Source organism: Agrobacterium sp. V1 (assembly GCF_030518355.1).
GTDB classification, from domain to species: Bacteria; Pseudomonadota; Alphaproteobacteria; order Rhizobiales; family Rhizobiaceae; genus Agrobacterium; species Agrobacterium cucumeris.
The window spans coordinates 1,307,946-1,330,802 of record NZ_JAULSF010000002.1 but is presented as its reverse complement, the minus strand read 5'-3'; the positions used below and the strand labels follow the sequence as shown (position 1 = coordinate 1,330,802).

Sequence of the window (22,857 nt, the reverse complement as noted above, 5' to 3'; positions counted from 1 at the left end):
AAACATGGATCCTCTCAGCGATATCGTCGACCTTTTACGACCCAGCGCCGCCGTCTCGAAGCCGATTTCCGGCAAGGGCAGATGGGGAGTGCGCTATCGCCCGCATGATGCGCCGGGTTTCGCGCTCGTCCTTGCCGGTGCGGCGTGGGTGATGATGGAAGGCCGGGCTCCTCTCAGGTTGACATGCGGAGATTTCCTGCTTCTGCCTACAACGCCCGCTTTTTCGCTTTGTAGCGAGACCGATGTCGAATGTGTTCCCGTCGAACCGCAGGAGCGGGCTGTCCGCCATGGCGAACAGGAGGGGGCGCCTGATTTTGTCGCGCTGGGCGGAAGCTTCAGGTTCGAACGCATCAATGCTTCACTTCTGCTGTCACTGATGCCCGAAATGATCTACGTGCCGGCAGAGGAGAAAGGCGCATCGCGGCTGGCGCGGCTGATCGAGCTACTGTCAGAGGAGTGCGCCGGCGAAGATCCGGGCAAGGAGCTGATCATCCGGCGCATGCTGGAAGTCCTTCTGGTGGAAGCGCTGCGCCGGCCGGGAGCGGGGAATGCGGCAATTCCCGCGGGATTGGTAAAGGCAATGCGTTTACCCGGCCTTGCCCGCGCATTATCGGCGATGCATGAAGATGTTCGTGTGGGCTGGACGGTTGCGGAACTGGCGGGAATCGCCGGCATGTCGCGTTCGGCCTTTTCCGCGCGTTTCGTTGAAATGGTGGGCTGCGCGCCGATCGAATATCTCGCCCGGTGGCGGATGGCGCTTGCCAGGGATGCGCTCATGAGCGGGGTAAAATCGCTCGACCGCATTGCCGATGAGATCGGCTATGAATCCGCCAGCGCATTCAGTACCGCGTTCCGCCGGAGAATGGGCGTTGCTCCGGGAAGCTTTGCCCGGGCAAACAATGACGATCGTCCCCATTCCACGGCTTTTCTCTAGCTATTGCCCTCATGGTAGCGCCTGAAACTCTTTAGGAGTTGGCTCCGCGTTCCTCCTTGACGGTATAGCCGCGTTCGCTCCAGAGCAGGGCCCTGCGTAGCGGGTCAGACGTCGCTTCAATGATGGCCCCGACAAACAGGATATGGTCGGCGGCATCGATGGAGCCGACAAGTTCGCAATCCAGGGATAGCAGCGCGCCGGCAAGCTTCGGGTTTCCCGAAGGCCAGAGACCCCAGTCGCCAACGGAAAATCGGTCCGGCAGGTTGCCTTTTCCGGCAAATACGTCGGCAATTTCCTCCTGTCCTTGGGCAAGTGCTGCGACGGAGAAACGTCGGCTTGCAGCGACGAGATCAACCATGCGGCTGCTGGCATCGATGGAGATCATCAGATACGGGGGCTCGGCGCTGAGCGGCATGAAGGAGGTGATCGTTCGTCCGACCCTTTCTCCGGCATGGGAGGCCGTGGCCAAAGCCACGGTAAAGGCAAGGGCGGCCATCGCGTCCTTGAATTCGCGGGGGGAAATCGTCGGTGAAACGGTGCCTTTGAGCGGAATATGCGTATGGCTTATCACGCTGCCATCGATCAGCCTGAGATTATGAGACATGTATTGCCGGGCTAACCGCCCGCTCCCGGGTTCTTGGAAAAAATGGAAAACTTGGCTGCGGCGCCATTCATGACGTCCGCATTATCAGGCGACTGCCTTTTCTGGTGTACGCGCGGCCAGATGCCCGAATAGTGGCGATTGAGGTCGAGCCAGACATGCAGCCCGGCTTCGGTATCCGGCCGGATTGCTGCCGCAGGACATTCGCGCTCGCAGATGCCGCAATCGATACATTGGTCGGGATGAATAACGAGCATGTTCTCGCCTTCGTAGAAACATTCGACCGGGCAGACTTCCACGCAGTCCATGTATTTGCAGGCGATGCAGTTTTCGGTGACGACATAGGGCATTGAAACGCTCGAATGAAGTTGCAGCCGGACGGCGGCTGTCCGGCTGCGCCTGACCCGGCCAGCCGCACGAGGGCAGCGGCAGAGGCCGGATCGGTGGGGCTCAGATCAGAGGCGGGCGGCCACGGCCTGCCAGTTCACCAGATTGTCGAGGAAGTTCTCGATATAGGCCGGGCGCTTGTTGCGGAAATCGATATAGTAGCTGTGCTCCCACACATCGCAGCCGAGAAGCGCCTTCTGGCCGAAGCACAGCGGATTGACGCCGTTTTCGGTGCGGGTGATTTTCAGCGTGCCGTCGGTATCCACCACCAACCATGCCCAGCCCGAGCCGAACTGTGATGCACCGGCGAGGGCGAAATTCTGCTTGAACAGCGATACCGAGCCGAAGGATTGCGTCAGCGCATCCTCAAGCGTCTTAGGGATGGCGTGATTTCCCGGTCCCATGATCTCCCAGAAGAGATTGTGGTTCCAGTGCTGGGAGGCATTGTTGAAGATGCCGGACTGGGCGATTGCGCCCTTCTCATAGGTGCCCCGGACGATGTCCTCGAGGTTGCTTTTCTCCCATTCGGTGCCTGATATCGCCTTGTTGAGATTATCGACATAGGCCTTGTGGTGAAGATCGTGATGAAACTTCAGCGTCTCTTCAGACATGCCCGAGGCAGCGAGCGCATCATGGGCATAGGGGAGGTCGGGAAGCTGGAAAGCCATGGGGTATCCTTTGTCAACTGTTCGCTCAAGAGCATGAAATGAGCCTTGCGGAAACAAGGTGACAATACTTCTAGGAGCTCAACCATGGTTGAGGTCAAGAGGTTTTTTTCATCGGGAGGGGATGGCGTGTTCACTCACGTCTGGCACGTCAAACTCAAACCTCGGTATCATCCTTCCCGGGATCGATCCTGAGGGAACCACGCCCGTCTCTTTGGCACCCATGCGCTTATAGAACGAGGCAGCACCGGGATCGGATTCGATGAGAAGGGTCCGCCTGGCATGATCCCGGCAGATCGAAATCGCCCACTGGAAGAGAGCTCGCCCTGTGCCCAGCCCCTGCAACCTCGGTTCGACGAAAAGAGCTTCGAGTTCGGCGGCGCTGCTTTCTTTAAGGGATAGCTGGGCGACGCCCGCGAGCTCCCCTTCGGCAATCGCGACCTGAAAAAATGACTCGCGCATTTTCCGGGGGGTGATTGTCAGCTCTAAACGACAGGCACGCAGGAATTCCTCATCATAACCCCACACGGCCTTCGATCGCAGACAAAGTTCTGTCAGCGCGTCTGCTTCCGCAAACGATGCCGCTCTAAGCGTCAGCATCTCATCTCTCCGGGGTGGGTATGTCTATATCTATCGTAAGCGATCGATATCATCGCCGCCTGCCGCTCTCCAGCCGTTACAACTTCGGGCTGGTGTTGACGTTGGTTCTGCTTGATATTTTGGGCGGTGGTGCACATCATCGCCTCCATTCTTGCGAAGCGGGAGAAATTCATGGCGAGAGCCGTTGGAATTGGTGGCGTTTTCTTCAGGGCCGGGGATCCCGCCGGCCTCGCCGAATGGTATCAGAAACATCTCGGCATAGACAATCTGCACATATCCGTATGGCAGCAGGAGGCCGGAATGACCATCTTCGGGCCTTTCGCTAGGGATAGCGATTATTTCGGCCGTGATGAACAACAGTGGATGATCAATTTCCGGGTCGATGATCTCGATGGTCTTATCGCGAAGCTCACCGCAGAGGGTGTCAAGGTAGAGACCCGGGCGGAGTGGGATTCGGAAGTCGGCCGTTTTGCCCGGATACATGATCCGGAAGGCAACCCAGTGGAATTATGGGAGCCTGAGGCGACCTGATGGCGATTTATCTGTCGCTGCCCGGGGTTTGGGGCAATTGTGGAGGCGAGAAAACAATCATCTCGTTGAAAATGTTGTGGCGCGCTGAAATACGTGCCTTCGGCGCAGAGCCCGCAAAAATCCAGAACAGCGCGATTTCTGACTAGCGCTCTGCCCGCTTCACCATCTCAACCCATTCCCCCAGTGCTTTCCGGATGGCCGAGCCCGCATCCTCACCACGGGTGAACGCCCACCAGGTGTGGGCCCCTTGCCAGACGGCCGCCATCTGCCAGCCAAGCCTTTCGGCGTTTCTGTCGTCGGCCGTGATCCGGCGTCCGAGCGCACGGGCAAGTGTTTTGCCCCAAAGTGCTCCCCGCGCTCGCAAGGATGGATTGCGAATATCTTCTCTCAGCAGCAGCAATCCATCACTTGCATTCTGTTCTGCGGCATCGCTGGGCATGAGCCGCAAGAGCAGGGAGATGGCGCCTTCAGGGTTCAGCGGTTCCTCGGCGTCGGCCGCGTCCGTTTCGGCCTGCAACCTGTCCCATGCGCGCAGAAGTACGGCCTCCACAAGGTCTTCGCGTTTGCCGTATCGCTGCACCAGCGTTGCGGCGGACAGGCCGCAGGCCTTTGCGGCTGCGGCAAAGGTCATACCATCTGGTCCGGTTTGCAACATGAGGGGCAGCAGCGCATCCAGCGCCTTCTCATCGGAAATCAGCTTGTGTCTAGGCATCGTCTATATATAAACGTATATTCATTTATAAATCAAGGAGAACAATATGGCTGTCATTCGTGGATACATCGCGACGAGTTTGGATGGCTTGATCGTCTCGGGAGACGGCTCCCTCGACTGGCTCTTCAAATATGACGACATGGACCTCGGCGAGCATGATTACCGACTGTTCCTGAAGGGGATCAGGACCGTGGTCATGGGACGGGCGACTTATGACTTTATCGCCGGCGAGGATTCACCGTGGGCCTATGGAGACCAGCGTGTCATCGTTGTCACGTCGCGCCCGATTGAACGACCGAAAGGACCGCTGGAAATCTACGCCGACGTCGATGCGCTGATCGCGGAATTACGCGCGCTCGAGGACGGCGATGTCTGGATGCTGGGCGGCGGCCGGTTGCAGATGGCCTTTATGGAGCGTGGTGCGCTGGATGAGATCGAGATTTACGTTATCCCCGAGATACTTGGCTCGGGCCAGCCCCTCTTTCCTCTCACCGGCTATCGCGCAAGTCCTCGCCTGCTCAGCGCCAAGCCGATTGAGAAAGGCTGTGTGCGATTGCATTACCGCTTTTGATCGCGAGGTTCCGGCTGCACGGCTGGCGGCATTCCCTCGGTTTCCGGCGGCTGGAGCTACGCACAGCGCCCCAATCCGCCAGCCTTTAAAAGTCTAACCGCTGACTGTCGTCGGACTGAGCCGGGCAAAGCCCTCCTGCCGCTGATACGGGAAATGCGGATAGGGTGCGGCTGTCTCGCTGGCCTCGTCCAGCCGCGCCACCTGTGCTGATGTCAGCTCCCATCCCACGGCATCGAGGTTCTGGCGAAGCTGTTCCTCATTGCGTGCGCCAATGATCACTGTGGAAACTGTGGGTTTCCTGAGCAGCCAGTTGAGAGCGATCTGCGGTACCGTCCTGCCGGTTTCTGCCGCGACAGCGTCGAGCGCATCGATTACGCGGTAGAGATGTTCATCATCCACCGGCGGACCGAAGCTCGCTGTCTCATGCAGGCGGCTACCTTCTGGCAGCGGTGTGCCGCGGCGGATTTTTCCGGTCAATCGGCCCCAGCCAAGCGGGCTCCAGACCATGGCGCCAAGGCCCTGATCCGCGCCTAGCGGCATCAGGTCCCATTCATAGTCCCGGCCAACAAGGGAATAATAGACCTGATTGACCACGTAACGCGGCCAGCCATATCGATCGGCGACCGCCAGCGATTTCATGATCTGCCAGCCCGAAAAATTCGAGACGCCCGTATATCTAACCTTTCCGGACCGGACGAGCGTATCGAGTGTCGACAGCACCTCCTCCACCGGTGTGAAAGCATCGAAGGCGTGGAGCTGGAGAATATCGATATGGTCGGTCTGGAGCCGCCGTAGCGCGTCTTCCACTGCGCGTATCAGCCGGAAGCGGGAGGAACCGGCGTCATTCGGCCCTTCGCCCATCGGCAGGCTGGTCTTGGTTGAAATCAGAACGCTGTCGCGCCTTCCCTTAATCGCTTCGCCCAGCACCTCCTCCGATGCGCCGTTGGAATAGACATCGGCCGTGTCGAACAGATTGACGCCGGCCTCCAGGCAAATGTCGACCATGCGGCGAGCTTCTCGAGCGTCCTGATTGCCCCAGTTGCTGAAGAGTGGCCCGGAACCGCCAAAGGTTCCTGTACCGAAACTCAAGACCGGCACTTTCAGGCCGGATTTGCCGAGATAGCGATATTCCATGGGGTGTTCCTTTGTTGCTGCGACATGGTTGCGGGCGAGGCGCCTGATGGCCCCATGCTCTGCCCATCCCGCCGTGATCTGGCAGACGAGGATTGCGGTGTGTTTCAATCGCTGTCTGAAGATAGACGCTCACCCTTCAATGAAATAGAATGCCGAAAATAATATCACTTGTGAGATGAAGTCATCATGGCGCGACTTGAGATCAACCGGGCAGGGGAGATGGAGATCTTCGTGCGGGTTGTCGAGCTCGGAGGTTTTTCCCGAGCGGCGGCGGCGGCAAACATGACGCCTTCGGCGGTGAGCAAGCTGATCGCACGGCTGGAAACGCGGCTCGGGGCGCGGCTGCTAAACCGCTCCACCCGGCAGCTGCAGATAACGCCGGAGGGTTGTGCTTTTTATGAGCGTGCCACGCGCATCCTTGCCGATCTCGAAGAGGCAGAACGCGCCGCGGGGGAGGGCGAACAGCCTGTTGGCCGCGTTCGGATCAACACCAGCGCTTCTTATGCCACGCATATTCTTGCGCCGCTCCTGCCACGGTTTCTGGCGCTTCATCCGGGCGTCACACTCGACATTGTCCAGACGGATCTGGTGGTTGATCTTCTTGCCGAGCGCATGGACATCGCCATTCGCGCCGGGCCACTGAAAAGCTCAAGCCTCGTTGCTAGAAAACTCGGTGAGACAAGGATGGTCATCGCTGCCGCGCCGGATTATCTGGAGCGCTGCGGCGTGCCGCAGACCATCGCCGATCTCGAGGACCACAATCGTCTCGGATTTGGCTATGCCCGGTCAGTCGATGGGTGGCCGTTGCGAGCCGACGGCAAGACCGTCATCATCCCTGCAACGGGGCGCGTACAGGTCAGCGATGGCGAGGGACTTCGCCGCCTCGCTCTTGCCGGTGTCGGCCTGGTTCGTCTTGCGGTTTTCACCGTTCGGGAGGACATCGCCGCCGGCCGGCTGATATCGGTCCTCGATGATTTTGATACGGGTGAGATGGAGATGTTTCATGCGGTCTATGTCGGCCAGCGCGGACCACTTCCCTCGCGTATTCGGGCGCTGCTCGATTTTCTGGGCGAATATGGGCGGGTGAAGTGATCATCCGGCGATATCGGAAAGCGCGACCGAGATGAAGACCGCAGGCGGCCACAGGAAACCGGACATCCGGATGGTGGTGCGCCTATGGTTTCGGACCGGACAAGGTGAAAGCACCGACCGATTTCAGCGTTATGTGTATCTCTTGGGCAAGTGTGCTTGGTATCACACCGCAGAGACTGCCCGTTGTTATGACATTGCCTGCTTTAAGCATGTCGCCTTTGTTGAATGCCGCGTTCGCAAAGGCGACCAGCGGCGCAAGCGGATCACCATTCGGGTGTTTTACCGTGGCATCGAACAGCTGTACCGAACCTTCCGTCACAGTTAGTTGCGGCAGGTCTGTTTCGTTTCCGGCAAAGACCTCCAGAACGCCGGTATCTATTTCCGGACCGACGACGAAGCCGTGGTTGGCAAGGCGGTCGGCCAGAAACAACGGAAAGGGCACCTGATTTTTCTCAGCCAGCCGGTAGCGAAGAAGTTCAACCCCCAGATGGACCTTGCCGATGTGCCGCATGAGGTCGCCTCTGGTGAACGGCACCGTGCCGCGGGCTGGTATATCGGAGGAAAGGGTGAAGCAGATCTCCACCTCGATGCCTTCAGTTCCCGCTTCCGGAAAAGAGGCGATATTGTTGTTTTCGACCCGGAAACAATCCAGTATCGGTGCGCCAACCGCCTCACCATCCGGGCGGATCGCCAGTTTCCAACCCGCAATGGTTTTTTCTGATGCTTCGACGAAAGCGCGCTGAACCGCCATTGCTTTTTCGAAATTGTCGGGAAGGACGCCATCGGCCTCCAGCGTCGCCAGAGGAATTCTTGTGCCTTGCTTGCTCGCTTTAACGAAGCGCTGGGCCAGCTTTTCAATTGTTCTCATACCGGTATATGTCCCCGCCGCTTATGTCGCAAAAGTAGTCATGATTTGCATGGTGGTAGATACTGCATCGAAATGTCAGTTGATGTCTTTGTTTTCAAGCTTTCTTGGCGTATGGAACCTCCAAATACGCTATAGAGTAGAGAGTTAACTGATGACAGTACAATTTCCGAGTGCCGCCCAGGCGCTTGCCGAAGAGATCGGAACATTATGGAAATGGCTGGATGAGGATGCCCTGCCGCTGTGGTGGGAGGCGGGTTCGGCCCGCCCGGATGGCGGCTTTTACGAGCGCCTCGGCCAGGATGCCAAACCGGTTTTTTCCGATGATCGCCGCGCCCGGGTGCAGCCGCGTCAGGCCTATTGTTTCGCCGCCGCCGGCCAGCACGGCTGGCAGGGGCCATGGAAAGACGCGCTCCTGCATGGCCTCAGCTGGTTCGAAAAGGTCTATCGTCTCGATAACGGTCTTTATGGCAACCTCGCCGACCAGACCGGCAAACTGATCGATCCGTCCTTCGATCTCTACAATCAGGCCTTTGCACTTTTCGCCGCCGCCCAGACCGCTGCGAGCCTGCCCGAGCGCAAGGACGAGATGCGCGGCCGGGCGCTGGATATTCTTGCCATCCTCAAGCGCGACTACAAACACCCCGTCGCCGGTTTCGAGGAGGAAAACCCGCCGCGCACGCCGCTCTGTTCCAACCCGCACATGCATCTGTTCGAGGCGATGCTGGCCTGGGAGGTGCAGGACCCGGAAGGCCCATGGTCGGCGCTGGCCGACGAGATCGCCGATCTGGCGCTCACCCGCTTCATCGATGGCGGCAATGGTGGCTTGCGGGAGTTCTTCGAGCATGACTGGACACCGCATAAGAGCGACAAGGGCCGGATCATGGAGCCGGGCCACCAGTTCGAATGGGCCTGGCTTCTGGTGCGCTGGGGCTGCCTGCGCAACAATGGTGAGGCGATCGAGAAGGCCAAACGCCTGTTCGAGATCGGCGAAGAACATGGCATCTGCCCACGCCGCAAGGTGGCGGTGATGAGCCTCTACGATGATTTTTCGGTGCATGACGGGTTGGCGCGGCTGTGGCCGCAGACGGAATGGCTGAAGGCGGCCGTGCGCCTTGCCAGCGTCACCTCCGGCGAGGAACGGCAGCGTTACCTCGCCTCGGGCCTCAGGGCCATCGGCGCGCTGCAACCCTTCCTTGATACGCCGGTCAAGGGATTGTGGTTCGACAAATGGCCGGCCGACAGGCCGATGCTGGACGAGCCGGCACCGGCAAGCACCTTCTACCACATCGTCTGCGCCATCTATGAGGCCGAGGTGGTGCTGGCGGTTAGTGGATGAATTGAAAATGATACCAATCGCCAAGGAGGAATAGCAGGAACTGTTTTCTAAATTGGCTCGTTTCATTTTTAAGCTTTTTTATTCCTATGTTTAAAATGGGATAGTGCTTTTGCTCTGTCAGCCAGTTAAAAAGACAAGGTGGGGCATCAAACTATGGTCACTCTTTCGAAAGGCACGTAATGGCCGTTGATCTGCTGAGCCACGAAGATGAGCTAAAAATTGCTAAAGAACTCAACTCCCTGTTAGCTTCAAAATATGCTCAGGAGGTGGTCAATCGTGTTGCAAATGATGTCATGTCAACACAATTGAATGGAGATCGGGTTGGCGATGGAAAAGTGAAAAATGATAGAGGTAGCTTCCGCGCGACACTCCGTTCGCTTAATCCTGAGCGTCTGATACGAAGAGCGTTACGGAAGCGGTTTTCAAAACAGGGAACGGTCTCGAAGTCGCGGGAATCTTTCGATTGTCCCGAATATTTTCCCTTATATGTTCAGGGTCTCAACATCCAATATAGTACCGGAACTTTAGTTGACAGGCGAGGTGTTGGCAGAGTTGCTCGTGAGATATTGAAGGAACTAATAAGGCGAGAGGCGCTCGCGACTCTCACGGTTGGATCAGCCTGCGAAAAGCCTATTCATTTTTTCCCTTCTGTTCATTGGTGTCCCTCAGAGCTGCCTCCTCGCTCTGTTGTTATGGTGCACGACGTTATTCCTTTGCTGTTTGAGGACATATTCCACAAATCAACTGTCGGCGAATGGAAGCAGAGATACATTCATACAATCAGGAACGCCGACCTTATTGTAACCGTTAGTGAAAGCAGTTCGGACGATATCTCGAGGATTATTGATATCCCGAAGGAAAAGATTCACGTCGTTTATAATGGTGTCGATGTTCTGGACTGGGAGGAAGACAAAAGTGTGGATTTGCTCACACCCGACGCTCCTTATTTCGTCTGTATAGGTTCCAACGATTACCATAAGAATATCGACGTCGTGATCAAGGCGATGGGCTACAGCAACGCAGATGATTATCATTTGGTCGTTGTTGGAAAATCACCAAAAGGGTTTTCTGCGGAGTTGACCTCCAGTAGCGCGGGAAAGATACATCCAGTCGGTCGCCTGACAGACGGGCAGTTGGCGAGAGTATTAAAAAGATCCAGGGGATTACTTTTCCCCAGTCTATATGAAGGCTTTGGTTTGCCTCCGTTAGAGGCGTTGATGCTTGAAGTTCCCTGCATATGCAGCACGAGACCTGCCATGACAGAATTGCTGCCCGACATGGTGATTTTTTGTGACCCGGATAAACCTCAGGATTGGGCGAATGCTATGCATCAATTGGCCAATTTCCCACCTGATACGAACATTAGAAGTCGAGTAGCCAGCGAACTTCGGCGCCAGTTCAATTGGGTGAGATCAACGGATTTGCTTTTATCTGTGCTTGGCAAACTTAAAGATGCTGAACGCTGAAAAGACTATGGACGCTGCGGTTGACGTGCACGAGGTTTTCCCAACGCTTTGCTACTCAGGAGGAAAATCTCAGCTGCCCAGGTTAGCTTCTGTCGTCTTGACCTGTTGAATGGAGCCGGACGCCGGTAATACGGATGCCGTGCAGCTTATTGCCGGCTATGCGAAATTCCCAGTTGCCAAGGTCCTGCTGTCCTATAGTGAATTCGAGGCTGGTCGTGGCGGGTTTTCCGTTTAACCCGCGTTGCAGACTCGTGGATATAGCTGGACCGGTTGCCGTATTGTACACTTCAATTGTGGCTTCGTCCGCACGCTCGTCGAAAATTCGTGCGTCTATGTCAACGCGGTATTTGCCCGGCGGCAACACTATGTCGGGGCCATAGAGCTTGTGTTTCCCGCCAGTACCGGCCAGATCGAGAATGGAGGTATTCACTTGACCGTATCGTGTTTTCATCTGCGGCAGCAGGTTACTGTCCATAACTGGCTGTAAGGCGAGACCGGCATTTTCCAGTTGCGCACGCGGTAGATGTGAGGCCAGATAGAATGGAGTGCCGGCAATTCGATAAAGCGACTCGGCCTCAAAGTTCGCCAATTGCTGGCGTACCTTGGCAAGGCTGATACTGTTCTTATGCCAAACCAATGTTTCGGTTGGGCCGTTATCACCATTTGGATTATCGAGATCGTCTTCTTGCAGAAAGGCGCGTGGACGCAGCGAAAGCAGTGCCGGGTCAGCCTTCATGCGCCCAAAGAGATGGCGGTTTTTCTCGATATTGTCTGCTGCCTTGTCAGTGTCTCTTACCACGTTGCTGTTCCAGGCCGGTAGTAGGGAAATCCAGGGGAAAGTCATGGAAATACCGGCGATCATAAATATTGGAATTAGTATATTTATACTTTTCAGACGTTGAAGCGTATCTGTTTTCTTAAGATGTGATATGTGCGGTGCTGCGCTCCACCACAGAAACCAGAAGATCGCGATCTGAAAGGGAAAGGGGTAATAGACGTCCATTCGGCCCGCAGCGTCGCTGAAGGCAGTGAAGTTGAGAAGTGACCATGGAATATAAGCCAGGAAACCGAAAAAAGGTATCGGATTGCGCCATACGATCGTCGCCAGCAAAGCAACGGCGGCGGGCAGCACGAGGTAGAGCCGCTCCGAGAACAAGATGGCGAGCCGCTCCTGGATCAGTGACCACGTGAGGTGTGCATAGGGTGGCACACCAGTGTAGATGCGGGTAAAGGCACCATCAGCTGTAAATAGCGAACTTCGGATCAGCACGGCTGCCAGAGACAGGCAGAAGGCCGGCAGTAGCAGCATCAGGATATTGCGACCAGCTGTCGCACGACGGTTAATCCACATGGTCCATACCCATAAGAGCCCGAGCGGCGCAACGATATGGAAGCCCATATCCTCACGAACCGAAAGTGCTAACATTAAAAACAATGCAGCCATCCGCCAATTGCCGCTAAAAAAGGCGGCAAGGCAGGCGCAGACCATTAACGTGCCCAACGCTTCGATATGGGGGTATGCCAAGATAAACATGGCCAGGCCGTTGAAAGCAAAAGCCAACGCCAGGAGGGAATGCCAAATCGGTCTTTCTGCAAAATAAGATATTCTGCGCAGGGCAATCCACGCCATTAAACCGCTGCCACCGAGAACTACGCCCTGGAAGCTGGCAAACCACGTTATCGGCCCCCATGGCCAGAAAAAGCTCAGCAGGCCAATCGCGTAAAGAATTGGCGACAAATGTGTGCTATAAAAAAGATTGTTGTCGAGAACAGCTGGATTGGTGAGGTAAAAATCCTGTGGGCGCCACATCAGTGCCGCAAACCAGCCGCTATCGTGCAGATAGCCACCCGACACATAGAAATGGTTCATGACAAAGCTGAAACCGGCTAGAAATGGTACAACAAAGGAGAGAAGTGCGGCTATGCATTCCTTCATTGGTGCGACTGTTGGCGCTGTCGGTTCAGGTGTTTGGCAAATCATTCCCATTTTGTTGCTTCTCCGTCGCCGTTCCTGCGACGATCTCTTAAATTACCATACAAGTACTGCACCGGTATCGGTGTGATCCCGATCAGGTATGCTTCTTCACGCAGAAACGGACGAATATACAATCTTTATATTTTCATCATTTTAAAGAAACGCTCCGGAATATTTCTAATGATCAGCATGATCAGCTGCCAGACGGGACGTACGTAAACGATGTTTCTCTTGCGTAGAACTGCGCGCTCAATCGCAACCGCAACCTCTTTTGGGTCGGCTGTCAGTGCTGCCGGTAAATCCATCCCCTCTGTCATTTTGGTTGCTACAAACCCCGGTAAAACTGTAACCACATGGACGCCACGCTTGGCGAGGCGGTTGCGTAGGCCGGAAAGAAACGCTGTGAAAGCAGCTTTGGCGGAACCGTAGACGTAATTAGTCGCGCGGCCGCGCTCACCAGCAACGGAACTGATCCCGACAAGCGTACCCGAGGCCCGTTGTTCAAAGCGATTGGCGAGAAGGGCCAGGATACTTGCCGGGCCTTCATAATTACTGCGCATGACCTGGCTTGCGGCAATAGGATCGCGTTCGCTTTCCTCCTGACGTCCCATCAACCCGATGGTGGATATTGCAATTTCGGGTAAACGGGGAAGGTTGCTCAGGAATTCTTCATGTGTTTCGATCGAGAGTGCATCAAATTCATGCAGTGTCACCTCGATACCATAACGGAGCTCGATATCACTTTTCTCGATGTTGAGACCTTCGGCATTTCGCGCTGCCAGTTGGATAGCGTATCCCCCTGCGGCAAATGTATGGGCTACAGCGTTGCCAATGTCCGACCGAGCTCCAATAATAAGGACAGCCGGTTTCGTCATATTGATAGCCTTTCTGCCTGAGACGAAATAAAGCGGCTTTTCCAGCCATTTTCGTCCCGGTTATTTATGAATTTTTCTACGCGGGCGTCTGAGGCACGTAGCGTGCGGGCGGACATACGGCTGTCTTTCGCCAAGTAGAAGCGCCCGCCATTCTCGACTGCAATTTCATCCAGATGCTTCAGCAGACGAAGGGTTTTCCTCGAGATTGGGAAATCGAGCGCAAGAGTGTAGCCTTCCATGGGAAAGGAAAATTTGCTGTCCTGGGGACCAAGTCTTTTAAGAACAGCCAGAAAAGAGCCTGCTCCAGATAGTGAGATGGCCTCGAGCAGGGCCGTAATTCCTTTTTCTGAACGATCAAGAGGCAGCACACATTGAAATTGAGCAAACCCACTCCGACCATATATCCTGTTCCAGCCCAGTATCGCATCTAATGGGTAGAAATATGAATCGCAATCAACGAGATGCTCTCCAGTTTTTCTTGCCCCCTTTTCGTAATACAGCTTGTTGAACAGGCTTACGGTTATTCGATTCAAGATACCGGATGGCAAAGTGATGGGTAATCTGACTTCACGTTTGTCCGGCTGCGCAAATGGTTTGTTGGCATATTTCGCTGGGAGGTCGGATATCGAGGCATGTTCGCCTAACATGATTAGAGAACGCCCTAAGTCCTTTCCACGTCCGAGGCAATCGATCCAAGCGACTGAGTAAGTTGCATCTTTGTATTTTTCGAAGACTTCAATCGCCGTCTGCAGGTTCGGAGCGGGGACAGTTGTTTGCCGGATCCACGAAGTCTCGACACGTTTGAGGCGGAACGCCGCACGTAGAATGATCCCGGTAAGACCCATGCCGCCCAATGTGTGTTCGAAAAGATTAGTATTCGTCTCGTGGGAGCATCGGATAGTCTCGCCTTTGAAGTCCAGGACATCTATCCAGTCGACACATGTTCTAAAACTGCCCTCTTTGTGGTGGTTTTTACCATGGATATCCGCAGCAATCATGCCACCGAGAGTAACGAATTTCGTTCCTGGTGTGACCATGGGGAACCAACCCCTAGGTAGAAATGCCTTGATGACGTCGCCCAACAGTACCCCAGCCTCAGCGACAAGCTGACCTGTCTGCGTTTGGAAAGAGAGCATGTGATTGAAATATTTCATCGAAATAGTGCTGAATGGATTAATCGCACTATCGCCATACGCACGGCCATTGCCGCGAGCTATCAGGCTATGTTTGGAGTTCACCAAATTGCGCAGTGTTTCCACATCGCGCGGAAAATAAAGTTGGGTGTCTATCGAAGGGTATCGACCCCAGCCTGATATGTTCATAACGCGAGCTCTCTGCGTTTATCGTTAAAGACAAACCTCTTGTCGAGATTGTATTTAACGACATATCCTATCGACAACCCGATAATGGCGCCGATTTCCCGCATAAGATCGGTTTGCCAGATTTGCCAAAACGTCGTTTCGGTTCCCCAGAATATCAGAGTGGTTAGAATGCCCATTATTGTGTACAGCGTGAATTTTCGGGTGTTGTTTTTCACTCCCATATCTTGGTCATAGAAAATCCATCGCTTGTCGAGTGTATATTTTATAACGAGACCTACGAGCGTTCCCAATGCCATGGCCGCAATAAGGTGGATACCGGTGCTTCCAGTCTGAAGAACAATCCGTTGCGTTGCCAGATTTGCAAAAGTCGCTACGACGGCGAATATCGCATACCGGAAAGTCAGCGTACCTAGTGTCATAATAATGCACTACCCAGTGTGAAGGCCAAGATTATCAATGCACATATTTGACTGGTGCCATCTTTAGCCGCGTATACGACTGGATCGTCATGCATCAAGCCTCGGTGTGCGATCATAACAGCACGAGTGATCCAATAAAGGAGAATAGCGCAGACACCCCAAAGCGCCTCCGGACACGCATAAAGCTCCATTACTGCAGGCGAATTGACATAAAGCGTCATCACGAGCACGGAGACGTACCCGGCAGCGATCGCGATCATTGAAATTATAGGCAAGTCATCGACATGATAACCCCTGCCGCTCGGCTTCAGATCGCCCCGCTCTGCGCTGTCTATTAGCTCGGCCTGCCTTTTGATGGCTGCCAGCGACAAGAAAAAGAAAACAGAGAAAGCCAGCAGCCAGATTGATATGTCAATTGACGTCGCTACGGAACCGGCAAAAATCCTTATCGTATAAAGTGCGGCGAGCATACAGATATCAATAATAATCAATCGCTTCAGATAGAGCGAATAAGCGGTCGTCAACAGATAGTAGCCGATCATGACTACCAGAAATTTCCAGCTTATAAAAAGTGCGAAAAAAGAACCGAGACCTACAAGCGTTCCCGCCATTAGGGTGCCATGTGCGATTGGAACGGTGCCGGCGGCAAACGGTCGTTCTCGTTTTCGAGGATGCGCTCTATCTGCAGAAAGGTCGAGCAGATCGTTCAAGATGTATACGCCTGAGGCTATCAGGCTGAAGCATACAAATGCCGCTATCGACGACAGTATAGTTCGTCCATCTATCTGATGTGCGGCAAGCATAGGTACGAATACGAGGAGATTCTTTAACCATTGGTGAGGCCTGAGTGCCTTGATATATGGTTTTATAGAATCTTTTTCGCTCTGAAGATGTTCCGCGATGTCGCAAAGTACGTCGACTTTCGCGCGTACTTTTCTTGGCGCATCGACTGTGATTGCTTTTTCCGCACGTTCCCACACGGGTAAATCGGCCGCGGTGTCCCCCATGTAAAAAAAGCCACTTTCGCCGAAGCGCTCTTCCAAAAAGGCGGCTTTCGTTGCACCTTTCAGATTTCGTGTGCCGTCAGAGCCGTGTACCTCATCAAAGATACCGAGGTGATCCGCTATTGCTTGTGCGACTTGCTGATCAGTGGCTGTAACGAGGACGGCACGACCACCGGCTTTTCTCCATTCCTCGATATAAGCCAGTACCATATCATTATAAGGAAGCACGCTAGCATCTACGGTTGCCGCGCAGGCGAGGTGGTGTTTCAAGTGAGCACGACCATGTGGCAATGCCGAAATTGCGCTGAAAATACAACGCCAATTCGAGCTGAAGGCCGACCAGAAATTTTCGTACAGCATGTCGGTGCGGAGAAGGGTTCCATCCAAGTCAACGACCAGCATTTTTCGGGTATCGAAATTCAACGGTTCATCGCTCTTTCGTCATGCGTTTTTGTTGTGGTGGAGCCCGGATAGGGAAAGGATGCTATCGGGCGGTTATTCCATCGCCGATGTGAGGGATCCTCGCTATCCATTTTAGGGCGTCTTAACGTATAGGGCTGGGTCACGCAATCGATTGATGGCCGCTTGGCGCAGAAACATTCTGAAAAGATCGGAAATAATTCGAAACCTATTGAAAACTTCCAACATTATCTGATAGCTGCTGCGGGCGCATAATTGCGGATTTTTCTTGTTGGGAAGAGACACATGAAAACGGCACTCGTCTGCGGAGCAGGTGGATTTATTGGCGCACATCTGGTCAAGCGCCTGAAACGTGAAGGTTTTTGGGTGAGAGGCGTAGACCTCAAGTTCCCAGAATACGCTGCAACTGAGGCTGACGATTTCGTTATCGCAGACTTGCGGGAGCAGGCTAACTGTCGAGCAGTAATTGATCGCAGGTTCGATGAGGTATATCAGCTCGCCGCCGATATGGGTGGTGCAGGATATATTTTTACCGGTGAGAATGACGCCGATATCATGCACAATTCGGCTACCATCAATCTCAACGTTCTGGATGCCTGCTACCGCCGCAATATAAAGCGGGTATTTTACAGTTCTTCAGCCTGTATGTATCCCGAGCATAACCAGACTGACCCGAGTGCTCCCGTAACGCGGGAAGACAGTGCTTATCCGGCAAATCCGGACAGCGAATATGGCTGGGAAAAGCTGTTTTCCGAACGTCTTTATCTTGCTTATAATCGCAATCACGGAATGGAATGCCGTGTTGCGCGTTATCATAACATCTTTGGCCCGGAGGGATCTTGGGTTGGTGGGCGAGAGAAGGCGCCGGCAGCACTTTGCCGTAAAGTTGCGGAGGCCGAAGCTGGTGGAGCGATCGAAATCTGGGGCGATGGTCTGCAGACGCGGTCATTTCTCTTTGTCGATGAATGCCTCGAGGCCACTCTACGGCTGACTCGTTGTGAAACCTTTGCTGGACCGGTGAATATTGGTTCTGAAGAGATGGTTTCTATCAACGAACTTGCCAAGATCACCATGCGAGTGGCTGGCAAGGATCTCGAAATTCACAATATTCCAGGCCCGCAAGGTGTACGTGGTCGTAACTCCCACAATGACCTTATTCGAGAAAAACTGGGATGGGAGCCAAGTCTCACGCTGGAGCAGGGGCTAGCCCGTACCTATCCCTGGATTGCTCGTCAGGCCGAGCTTGCACGTGGAAAAAACAAGTGACGGCCAGTGGCCCGATCTGTAGCGAGATATTATTATGAAGCCGAAACTCTCTGTTATAGGCCTGGGCAAACTTGGTGCGCCCATGCTTGCCGTCTTTGCCAAAAAGGGCTTTGATGTCATTGGTATGGACTTGAATTCCGCATTTGTGGATTCAATCAATCGTGGTGTGGCTCCGGTTCCGGAGCCGCAGCTCCAGGAATTGATCACGGAGCATGGTGGGCGCATTCGCGCTACGACCGATATGCGGGAGGCGGTGCTTTCCTCGGATGTGACCTTTATCATCGTTCCGACGCCAAGTGGGCCAGATCGTTTCTTCCGCAATGACTATGTGATCTCTGCGCTGGAGAGCATCGGCGCTGCGTTGCACGACAAGGTCGGCTACCACAACGTAGTCGTTACTTCGACCGTTATGCCGGGCTCTACAGGCGGTATATTGCGTCAGACCCTTGAGCGGGCATCCGGCCGGACTGTGGGCTCGGATCTCGGTTTGTGTTATAATCCGGAGTTTATCGCGCTTGGCACCGTGGTTCGCGATATGCTTTATCCTGATATGATTCTTATTGGAGAAAGCGACCCTAAAGCGGGTGATTTGCTGGAAAGTGTCTATCGTGGGTCTACCGAGAGCAGCCCCGAGTTTCAGCGGATGAACTGGGTCAATGCGGAATTGTGCAAGATTGCCGTCAACACCTACGTGACGACTAAGATCAGCTACGCGAACATGATTGCCGACATGTGTGATCATCTCGACGGAGCAGACGCAGACGTGGTAACCGACGCACTCGGTGCAGACAGCCGAATCGGCAAGAAGTATATCAAGGGCGCCATCGGTTACGGTGGGCCCTGTTTCCCGCGCGACAACAAGGCGTTTGCGGCGCTTGGACGCAGCCTTGGCGCACGCACCGATCTTGCCGAAGCGACGGATGTCATCAACGATCATCAGACCGAACGTCTTGTGAGGGCCATAGCGGCGTCGGCTGATCCCGGGGCAGAGGTTGCTATCCTCGGGCTGTCCTACAAACCGGAGACGCCGGTGATAGAGGAAAGTCAGGGATTGGCGCTCGCTCACAAACTGGTCAGCATTGGCTATCGTGTGCGGATCACGGACCCGCAGGCGCTCGTCAGTCTTCCGGATCAGATCGCCGATGGGATCGTAATCAAGGTTGATGCCGAAAGTGCCATGACGGGAGCAGATGTTGTGGCCATCGTGACGCCCTGGAAAGCCTATCGCAATCTCGACATTGCGGCGGCGGGACCGAAGGCGGTTATCGATCCATGGCGAGTTGTGGATGCTGCAAAGCTTTCGGCTGCAATAACACTGATCAGGCCCGGGATGGGCGATTGGCTCTCAGACGCCGCCGCAGCGAAACATAACCGGGTAATGTCATGATATCGATCGTCCTCTACGGAAGGAACGACAGTTACGGCTATAACCTCCACAAGAGGGCTGCTCTTAGCCTGAATTGTATGGCGGAAGTGCTGACCGACGAAAATGATGAAATTCTTTTCGTTGACTACAACACGCCGGATGATTTTCCGACCTTCCCGGAGGCGATCTGCGACACGCTGACAGACCGTGCGAAACGCCTTTTGCGGATTATCCGCATAAGACCGAGCCTTCATAATCAGCTGTTTGCATCTCGTACCCATCTGAAGGCTCTTGAGCCGATTTCGCGTAACGCTGCCGTGCGACGGTCCAACCCTGCAAACCGTTGGATCTTGTCGACCAATACCGACATGATCTTCGTGCCGCGCGGTTCGCAGTCCCTATCTGAGCAATTGGCAGAACTGAAAGACGGATTTTATTGCGCGCCTCGTTTTGAAATCCCGGAGACGTTATGGGAGAGCTTTGATAGGCTTGATCCGGCAGGGGTTATCGCTGAAACGCGTGCGATGGGCGAGACCCTTCATCTTAATGAAATTGTCTACGGCGCTGATTCAATTCTCTACGATGCACCGGGCGATTTCCAACTCATGAGACGCGAAGATCTTTTTGCCATCCATGGGTTCGATGAGCGGATGCTATTGGGCTGGCACGTCGATTCGAATATTTCCAAGCGTCTTGTAATGCTTCACGGAAAAGTTGGCGATGCGGTACCCGCAGTTTTTGGTTATCACTGCGATCACACACGTCAGACGACGCCAATGCACGCGCATAAAAGCGTGGAGAATAATCCTGAAGAATTTATCGACAGGGTGAAAAGGCCTGACATCCCCGATCAATCGGAAGTTTGGGGGCTTAACGGAGTAGAGCTAGAAGAAATTAGCCTGACGAATACGGTCAATATGGCTTATCGTCTTGCCCTTTCTGAAGCGATAGAGATACCGCTTACTCGTCCGCTAGAAGCAAGATATCGATCAGAGTCTTATGACAATGAAACCGGCAGTCCAGAACACGTTTTGCCGTTTCTCGTTGATCTCTTTGCGAATGCCCCACGGGAAACAAACGTTGTCTGGATTGGCCCTCGGGATCGCATGTTCGGGCTTTTTACCCGTTGTTGGGATAGTCTTGGTTTCTCCAATCGCGTAGCAGTTTGGCAAGCGGGTTCGGAGCATTCGGCTACGCTTGCTCAGGCGGATGCTTTCGTAATCAATTTTGGCCTTCCCGAAAAGGCTGAAGGCGAGGTTCTTGCCGATGTTTTAAACGGATTCTTTGCTGCAATAGTTGATGAGCGTCGGCATTTGGCAAAGAAGGGCGAACCGAGGCGCTTCATTGGAATTAATGCGATTCATAATCGCTTTGAATCTATTATGCAGCGGTTTATTGGGTGCGGACGCACGCCGTTTTCTGCGCGACTTCGTCATGGTTATCTTCTTCAGTCTATATTCAAGGATGTAGACGATTGGACACCAGAAATGCACACTGGCGCAGCAGGTGTTCGAGAGAAGGATGCTATACGCTCCAATAGTGAAGTTGGGCACATTTTTTTTGGGCCTTATGCTCATTTGCCGCCCGGGGATTACCGAATAGATTTGACCCTATCGCGTCGGTGGGATCATTCGTTAAAATGCAGGCTTAACCTTGACCTAGTTCAAGGTGAGAGGGTTGTTTACGAAACAAAAATAAGTGTCCTTCGGGGGAAGGTGACTGCTAAGCTATTGTTGCAGGTAACGCCGCGTGACGTATTGCTTCCCGTACAAGTTCGTCTTCACTCGTCTGGCAAGGCACGCGTTACGCTCGAAAGCGTGGTGGTTAGGCGCACCTCTGATCTTTTGGAGGATTGGTCGGTATGACGCTATCTGCTTTTCGCCATAGCTCCACTTTTTTAAATGAATGTAAAAAGAGAGGTGTTCTAGAAAATTTAGATGTCTCCTTGCTTGATGTAGGATGCAGTGGCGGAATCGATAGCTTTTGGGACCAGTTTGGTGCCAGTTTTCGTGCGGTTGGCTTTGATCCATTAGTTTCAGAAGTCGACCGTTTGAATGCCGACGAAAAAAATCGGAACATTCGTTATGTTGCTGCGTGGGTTGGGAATGGAAGTCGACCACTCCCGTCTTCTGTTCGTATAGATACAGAAGTAAAAGGAGGGGCCACGAGCGCATTTGCGTTGAGCAGTGCGCAACGTGCATCAGAGAAAACGGGCCTTTCCTTCACCGCAGATGTTTTCAATCGTGGGGCAGAGTTGCGGTTTGCTGATCAACGCCTTTCTCTTGACGACTGGCTGGCACTGAATGACTTTGGACGCGTTGACGTGGTTAAATGCGACGTCGACGGCTTTGATTTTGAAGTTTTCGTCGGTGCTCAAAACCTTCTTTCAGCGCCAATACGTCCGCTTGCTCTGATTACTGAAGCTCAATTACAAGAAATGCGTGATCGCCGCGGTACCGTTTGGGGAGACCTAGATGGGCTCTTGCGTGGCCATGGTTATCGCTTGTTTGACGTCGATGTCCATCGTTATACGCGTGGTGCATTACCAGGACAATTTGCAATTCCACTGTTTGCTCAGACGGTAGGTGGGCCAGTACTGTCTTGTGATGCACTCTACATGCTTGATCCGGTCATGGATCCTGAGGTGATGGATGAATTAGTCCAACTCGACGATCCAACTGTTTTTCTTCGGTTAATTCTTCTGTATGAAGCGTTTGGACTGTCGGATTGTGCTGCTGCCTTGATAGTCGCGTTGCGAGAAAAAGGCGTGTATCTTGCTGGCTTTGATGAGACTTGGGCACTCAATGCACTCGTGCCGCCAAATCCTTACAATAAAAACGAGTATTATGACTATTTAAAAGCGTTCGACGATAACCCTCGGCAATTGTTTCCCAAAAACTCCTCGTCAACAGCAGAAGGGTTCGAGCCAGAAACGACAGTTGACTGGACATCGAGTATGCTACCGGGAGAGGGCGCGCGTCGCGACGGACTGGAGATTGTTTCGGAACGAGGAGTGGGGGGGCATGTTTGTTTCGGTCCTTATCATTGCCTCCAAGCAGGACGTTACGTCGCGCGGTTGCAAGTTAAGACGGATGCTTCGTTAGGTCGGAAATTGTCACTTGAAGTCGTTGCCAACGAAAAAGTAGTATCTCGATCTTCCAAAATATTGTGGATTCCAGGTTCGTACTGGCTGGAGATTCCATTTAGTATTGAAGCTTCGGGAGCCTCTCCTTCAATCCAATTGCGACTGAGTGCTGACCGAAAAGCAAAGCAACGTTTGCTGCGGGTCTTAGTTAGGCGTGAAAGCTGAGCC

General features: G+C 53.9%; 23 protein-coding genes. 11 read left to right on the top strand and 12 right to left on the bottom strand.

The window, feature by feature from the left end; all coding sequences use genetic code 11:
• Positions 1–4 precede the first annotated feature (4 nt).
• Positions 5–934: an AraC family transcriptional regulator gene (locus tag QSV77_RS19985; protein WP_302734811.1), complete on the top strand. Its 930-nt coding sequence runs from the start codon at positions 5–7 to the stop codon at positions 932–934.
• A gap of 31 nt (positions 935–965) precedes the next feature.
• Here QSV77_RS19985 and QSV77_RS19980 read toward each other — a convergent pair whose 3' ends face one another.
• The 4 genes from QSV77_RS19980 to QSV77_RS19965 form a co-directional block, all read right to left on the bottom strand.
• Positions 966–1,538, bottom strand: coding sequence for a flavin reductase family protein (locus QSV77_RS19980; RefSeq protein ID WP_302734810.1), 573 nt, complete (start codon positions 1,536–1,538; stop codon positions 966–968).
• An 11-nt stretch (positions 1,539–1,549) separates the two neighbouring features.
• Entirely contained in the window at positions 1,550–1,885 is a 336-nt protein-coding gene (gene fdxA, locus QSV77_RS19975) for a ferredoxin FdxA (protein ID WP_142841876.1), read from the bottom strand.
• Positions 1,886–1,990: 105 nt separating this feature from the next.
• Positions 1,991–2,590, bottom strand: a complete 600-nt coding sequence (locus QSV77_RS19970) for a superoxide dismutase (RefSeq protein WP_302734809.1) — start codon at positions 2,588–2,590, stop codon at positions 1,991–1,993.
• A 108-nt stretch (positions 2,591–2,698) separates the two neighbouring features.
• A complete protein-coding gene (locus QSV77_RS19965) occupies positions 2,699–3,187 on the bottom strand; it encodes a GNAT family N-acetyltransferase (RefSeq protein ID WP_302734808.1) in 489 nt (162 codons plus the stop codon).
• 171 nt (positions 3,188–3,358) lie between these two features.
• On the opposite strand from QSV77_RS19965, the gene QSV77_RS19960 reads away from it, so the two are divergent.
• On the top strand, positions 3,359–3,718 hold the full coding sequence (locus QSV77_RS19960; protein WP_302734807.1) for a VOC family protein: 360 nt from the start codon (positions 3,359–3,361) through the stop codon (positions 3,716–3,718).
• Positions 3,718–3,864: a hypothetical protein gene (locus QSV77_RS19955; RefSeq protein WP_302734806.1), complete on the top strand. Its 147-nt coding sequence runs from the start codon at positions 3,718–3,720 to the stop codon at positions 3,862–3,864. Before QSV77_RS19960 ends, QSV77_RS19955 begins: the two co-directional genes overlap by 1 nt.
• Here the strand turns inward: QSV77_RS19955 and QSV77_RS19950 are convergent.
• On the bottom strand, positions 3,861–4,430 hold the full coding sequence (locus QSV77_RS19950) for a TetR/AcrR family transcriptional regulator (protein WP_302734805.1): 570 nt from the start codon (positions 4,428–4,430) through the stop codon (positions 3,861–3,863). The two genes, QSV77_RS19955 and QSV77_RS19950, sit on opposite strands and share 4 nt — an antisense overlap.
• A 46-nt stretch (positions 4,431–4,476) precedes the next feature.
• Here QSV77_RS19950 and QSV77_RS19945 point away from each other — a divergent pair, with 46 nt between their 5' ends.
• Complete coding sequence (locus QSV77_RS19945) at positions 4,477–5,001, top strand: dihydrofolate reductase family protein (protein ID WP_302734804.1); 525 nt, start codon at positions 4,477–4,479, stop codon at positions 4,999–5,001.
• A 93-nt stretch (positions 5,002–5,094) separates the two neighbouring features.
• Here QSV77_RS19945 and QSV77_RS19940 read toward each other — a convergent pair whose 3' ends face one another.
• On the bottom strand, positions 5,095–6,135 hold the full coding sequence (locus QSV77_RS19940; protein ID WP_302735280.1) for an aldo/keto reductase: 1,041 nt from the start codon (positions 6,133–6,135) through the stop codon (positions 5,095–5,097).
• Positions 6,136–6,321: 186 nt separating this feature from the next.
• On the opposite strand from QSV77_RS19940, the gene QSV77_RS19935 reads away from it, so the two are divergent.
• Positions 6,322–7,227 carry a LysR family transcriptional regulator gene (locus QSV77_RS19935; RefSeq protein WP_302734803.1) on the top strand — a complete coding sequence of 302 codons (906 nt, stop codon included), beginning with the start codon at positions 6,322–6,324 and terminating at the stop codon, positions 7,225–7,227.
• A gap of 82 nt (positions 7,228–7,309) precedes the next feature.
• On the opposite strand, the gene QSV77_RS19930 is transcribed toward QSV77_RS19935, so the two are convergent.
• On the bottom strand, positions 7,310–8,095 hold the full coding sequence (locus tag QSV77_RS19930) for a 2-keto-4-pentenoate hydratase (RefSeq protein ID WP_302734802.1): 786 nt from the start codon (positions 8,093–8,095) through the stop codon (positions 7,310–7,312).
• A 151-nt stretch (positions 8,096–8,246) separates the two neighbouring features.
• Here QSV77_RS19930 and QSV77_RS19925 point away from each other — a divergent pair, with 151 nt between their 5' ends.
• Complete coding sequence (locus QSV77_RS19925; RefSeq protein ID WP_302734801.1) at positions 8,247–9,431, top strand: AGE family epimerase/isomerase; 1,185 nt, start codon at positions 8,247–8,249, stop codon at positions 9,429–9,431.
• Between the two features lie 179 nt (positions 9,432–9,610).
• A complete protein-coding gene (locus QSV77_RS19920; protein WP_302734800.1) occupies positions 9,611–10,897 on the top strand; it encodes a glycosyltransferase family 1 protein in 1,287 nt (428 codons plus the stop codon).
• 82 nt (positions 10,898–10,979) lie between these two features.
• Here QSV77_RS19920 and QSV77_RS19915 read toward each other — a convergent pair whose 3' ends face one another.
• The 5 genes from QSV77_RS19915 to QSV77_RS19895 form a co-directional block, all read right to left on the bottom strand.
• Positions 10,980–12,884 carry a hypothetical protein gene (locus QSV77_RS19915; RefSeq protein WP_302734799.1) on the bottom strand — a complete coding sequence of 635 codons (1,905 nt, stop codon included), beginning with the start codon at positions 12,882–12,884 and terminating at the stop codon, positions 10,980–10,982.
• 125 nt (positions 12,885–13,009) lie between these two features.
• Positions 13,010–13,747 carry an SDR family oxidoreductase gene (locus tag QSV77_RS19910; protein ID WP_271363855.1) on the bottom strand — a complete coding sequence of 246 codons (738 nt, stop codon included), beginning with the start codon at positions 13,745–13,747 and terminating at the stop codon, positions 13,010–13,012.
• A complete protein-coding gene (locus tag QSV77_RS19905) occupies positions 13,744–15,069 on the bottom strand; it encodes an FAD-binding oxidoreductase (RefSeq protein ID WP_302734798.1) in 1,326 nt (441 codons plus the stop codon). Before QSV77_RS19905 ends, QSV77_RS19910 begins: the two co-directional genes overlap by 4 nt.
• A complete protein-coding gene (locus tag QSV77_RS19900; protein WP_302734797.1) occupies positions 15,066–15,488 on the bottom strand; it encodes a GtrA family protein in 423 nt (140 codons plus the stop codon). Before QSV77_RS19900 ends, QSV77_RS19905 begins: the two co-directional genes overlap by 4 nt.
• Complete coding sequence (locus QSV77_RS19895) at positions 15,485–16,915, bottom strand: UbiA family prenyltransferase (protein ID WP_302734796.1); 1,431 nt, start codon at positions 16,913–16,915, stop codon at positions 15,485–15,487. Before QSV77_RS19895 ends, QSV77_RS19900 begins: the two co-directional genes overlap by 4 nt.
• A gap of 282 nt (positions 16,916–17,197) precedes the next feature.
• Here QSV77_RS19895 and QSV77_RS19890 point away from each other — a divergent pair, with 282 nt between their 5' ends.
• Genes QSV77_RS19890 through QSV77_RS19875 form a run of 4 tightly spaced genes read left to right on the top strand, consistent with a single transcriptional unit; the run spans position 17,198 to position 22,854 of the window.
• The gene (locus QSV77_RS19890; protein ID WP_271363851.1) at positions 17,198–18,178 is read left to right on the top strand and encodes an NAD-dependent epimerase/dehydratase family protein; all 981 of its coding nucleotides are present in this window, start codon (positions 17,198–17,200) and stop codon (positions 18,176–18,178) included.
• 34 nt (positions 18,179–18,212) lie between these two features.
• Positions 18,213–19,565 (top strand): UDP-glucose/GDP-mannose dehydrogenase family protein, encoded by a 1,353-nt coding sequence (locus QSV77_RS19885; RefSeq protein ID WP_302734795.1) that lies wholly within the window; start codon positions 18,213–18,215, stop codon positions 19,563–19,565.
• Positions 19,562–21,409, top strand: coding sequence for a hypothetical protein (locus QSV77_RS19880; protein ID WP_302734794.1), 1,848 nt, complete (start codon positions 19,562–19,564; stop codon positions 21,407–21,409). The genes QSV77_RS19885 and QSV77_RS19880 overlap by 4 nt, the downstream gene beginning before the upstream one ends.
• Entirely contained in the window at positions 21,406–22,854 is a 1,449-nt protein-coding gene (locus QSV77_RS19875) for an FkbM family methyltransferase (protein ID WP_302734793.1), read from the top strand. The genes QSV77_RS19880 and QSV77_RS19875 overlap by 4 nt, the downstream gene beginning before the upstream one ends.
• The last annotated feature ends 3 nt before the right edge of the window (positions 22,855–22,857 follow it).

Bases quoted from the DNA above. Each gene is read 5' to 3' on its own strand.
- QSV77_RS19955 (WP_302734806.1), top strand. From the start codon at position 3,718: ATGGCGATTTATCTGTCGCTGCCCGGGGTTTGGGGCAATTGTGGAGGC.
- QSV77_RS19905 (WP_302734798.1), bottom strand. From the start codon at position 15,069: ATGAACATATCAGGCTGGGGTCGATACCCTTCGATAGACACCCAACTT.
- QSV77_RS19875 (WP_302734793.1), top strand. From the start codon at position 21,406: ATGACGCTATCTGCTTTTCGCCATAGCTCCACTTTTTTAAATGAATGT.
- QSV77_RS19940 (WP_302735280.1), bottom strand. From the start codon at position 6,135: ATGGAATATCGCTATCTCGGCAAATCCGGCCTGAAAGTGCCGGTCTTG.
- QSV77_RS19985 (WP_302734811.1), top strand. From the start codon at position 5: ATGGATCCTCTCAGCGATATCGTCGACCTTTTACGACCCAGCGCCGCC.
- QSV77_RS19910 (WP_271363855.1), bottom strand. From the start codon at position 13,747: ATGACGAAACCGGCTGTCCTTATTATTGGAGCTCGGTCGGACATTGGC.
- fdxA (WP_142841876.1), bottom strand. From the start codon at position 1,885: ATGCCCTATGTCGTCACCGAAAACTGCATCGCCTGCAAATACATGGAC.
- QSV77_RS19935 (WP_302734803.1), top strand. From the start codon at position 6,322: ATGGCGCGACTTGAGATCAACCGGGCAGGGGAGATGGAGATCTTCGTG.
- QSV77_RS19970 (WP_302734809.1), bottom strand. From the start codon at position 2,590: ATGGCTTTCCAGCTTCCCGACCTCCCCTATGCCCATGATGCGCTCGCT.
- QSV77_RS19950 (WP_302734805.1), bottom strand. From the start codon at position 4,430: ATGCCTAGACACAAGCTGATTTCCGATGAGAAGGCGCTGGATGCGCTG.
- QSV77_RS19925 (WP_302734801.1), top strand. From the start codon at position 8,247: ATGACAGTACAATTTCCGAGTGCCGCCCAGGCGCTTGCCGAAGAGATC.
- QSV77_RS19890 (WP_271363851.1), top strand. From the start codon at position 17,198: ATGAAAACGGCACTCGTCTGCGGAGCAGGTGGATTTATTGGCGCACAT.
- QSV77_RS19930 (WP_302734802.1), bottom strand. From the start codon at position 8,095: ATGAGAACAATTGAAAAGCTGGCCCAGCGCTTCGTTAAAGCGAGCAAG.
- QSV77_RS19920 (WP_302734800.1), top strand. From the start codon at position 9,611: ATGGCCGTTGATCTGCTGAGCCACGAAGATGAGCTAAAAATTGCTAAA.
- QSV77_RS19945 (WP_302734804.1), top strand. From the start codon at position 4,477: ATGGCTGTCATTCGTGGATACATCGCGACGAGTTTGGATGGCTTGATC.
- QSV77_RS19965 (WP_302734808.1), bottom strand. From the start codon at position 3,187: ATGCTGACGCTTAGAGCGGCATCGTTTGCGGAAGCAGACGCGCTGACA.
- QSV77_RS19880 (WP_302734794.1), top strand. From the start codon at position 19,562: ATGATATCGATCGTCCTCTACGGAAGGAACGACAGTTACGGCTATAAC.
- QSV77_RS19980 (WP_302734810.1), bottom strand. From the start codon at position 1,538: ATGTCTCATAATCTCAGGCTGATCGATGGCAGCGTGATAAGCCATACG.
- QSV77_RS19885 (WP_302734795.1), top strand. From the start codon at position 18,213: ATGAAGCCGAAACTCTCTGTTATAGGCCTGGGCAAACTTGGTGCGCCC.
- QSV77_RS19915 (WP_302734799.1), bottom strand. From the start codon at position 12,884: ATGGGAATGATTTGCCAAACACCTGAACCGACAGCGCCAACAGTCGCA.
- QSV77_RS19960 (WP_302734807.1), top strand. From the start codon at position 3,359: ATGGCGAGAGCCGTTGGAATTGGTGGCGTTTTCTTCAGGGCCGGGGAT.
- QSV77_RS19900 (WP_302734797.1), bottom strand. From the start codon at position 15,488: ATGACACTAGGTACGCTGACTTTCCGGTATGCGATATTCGCCGTCGTA.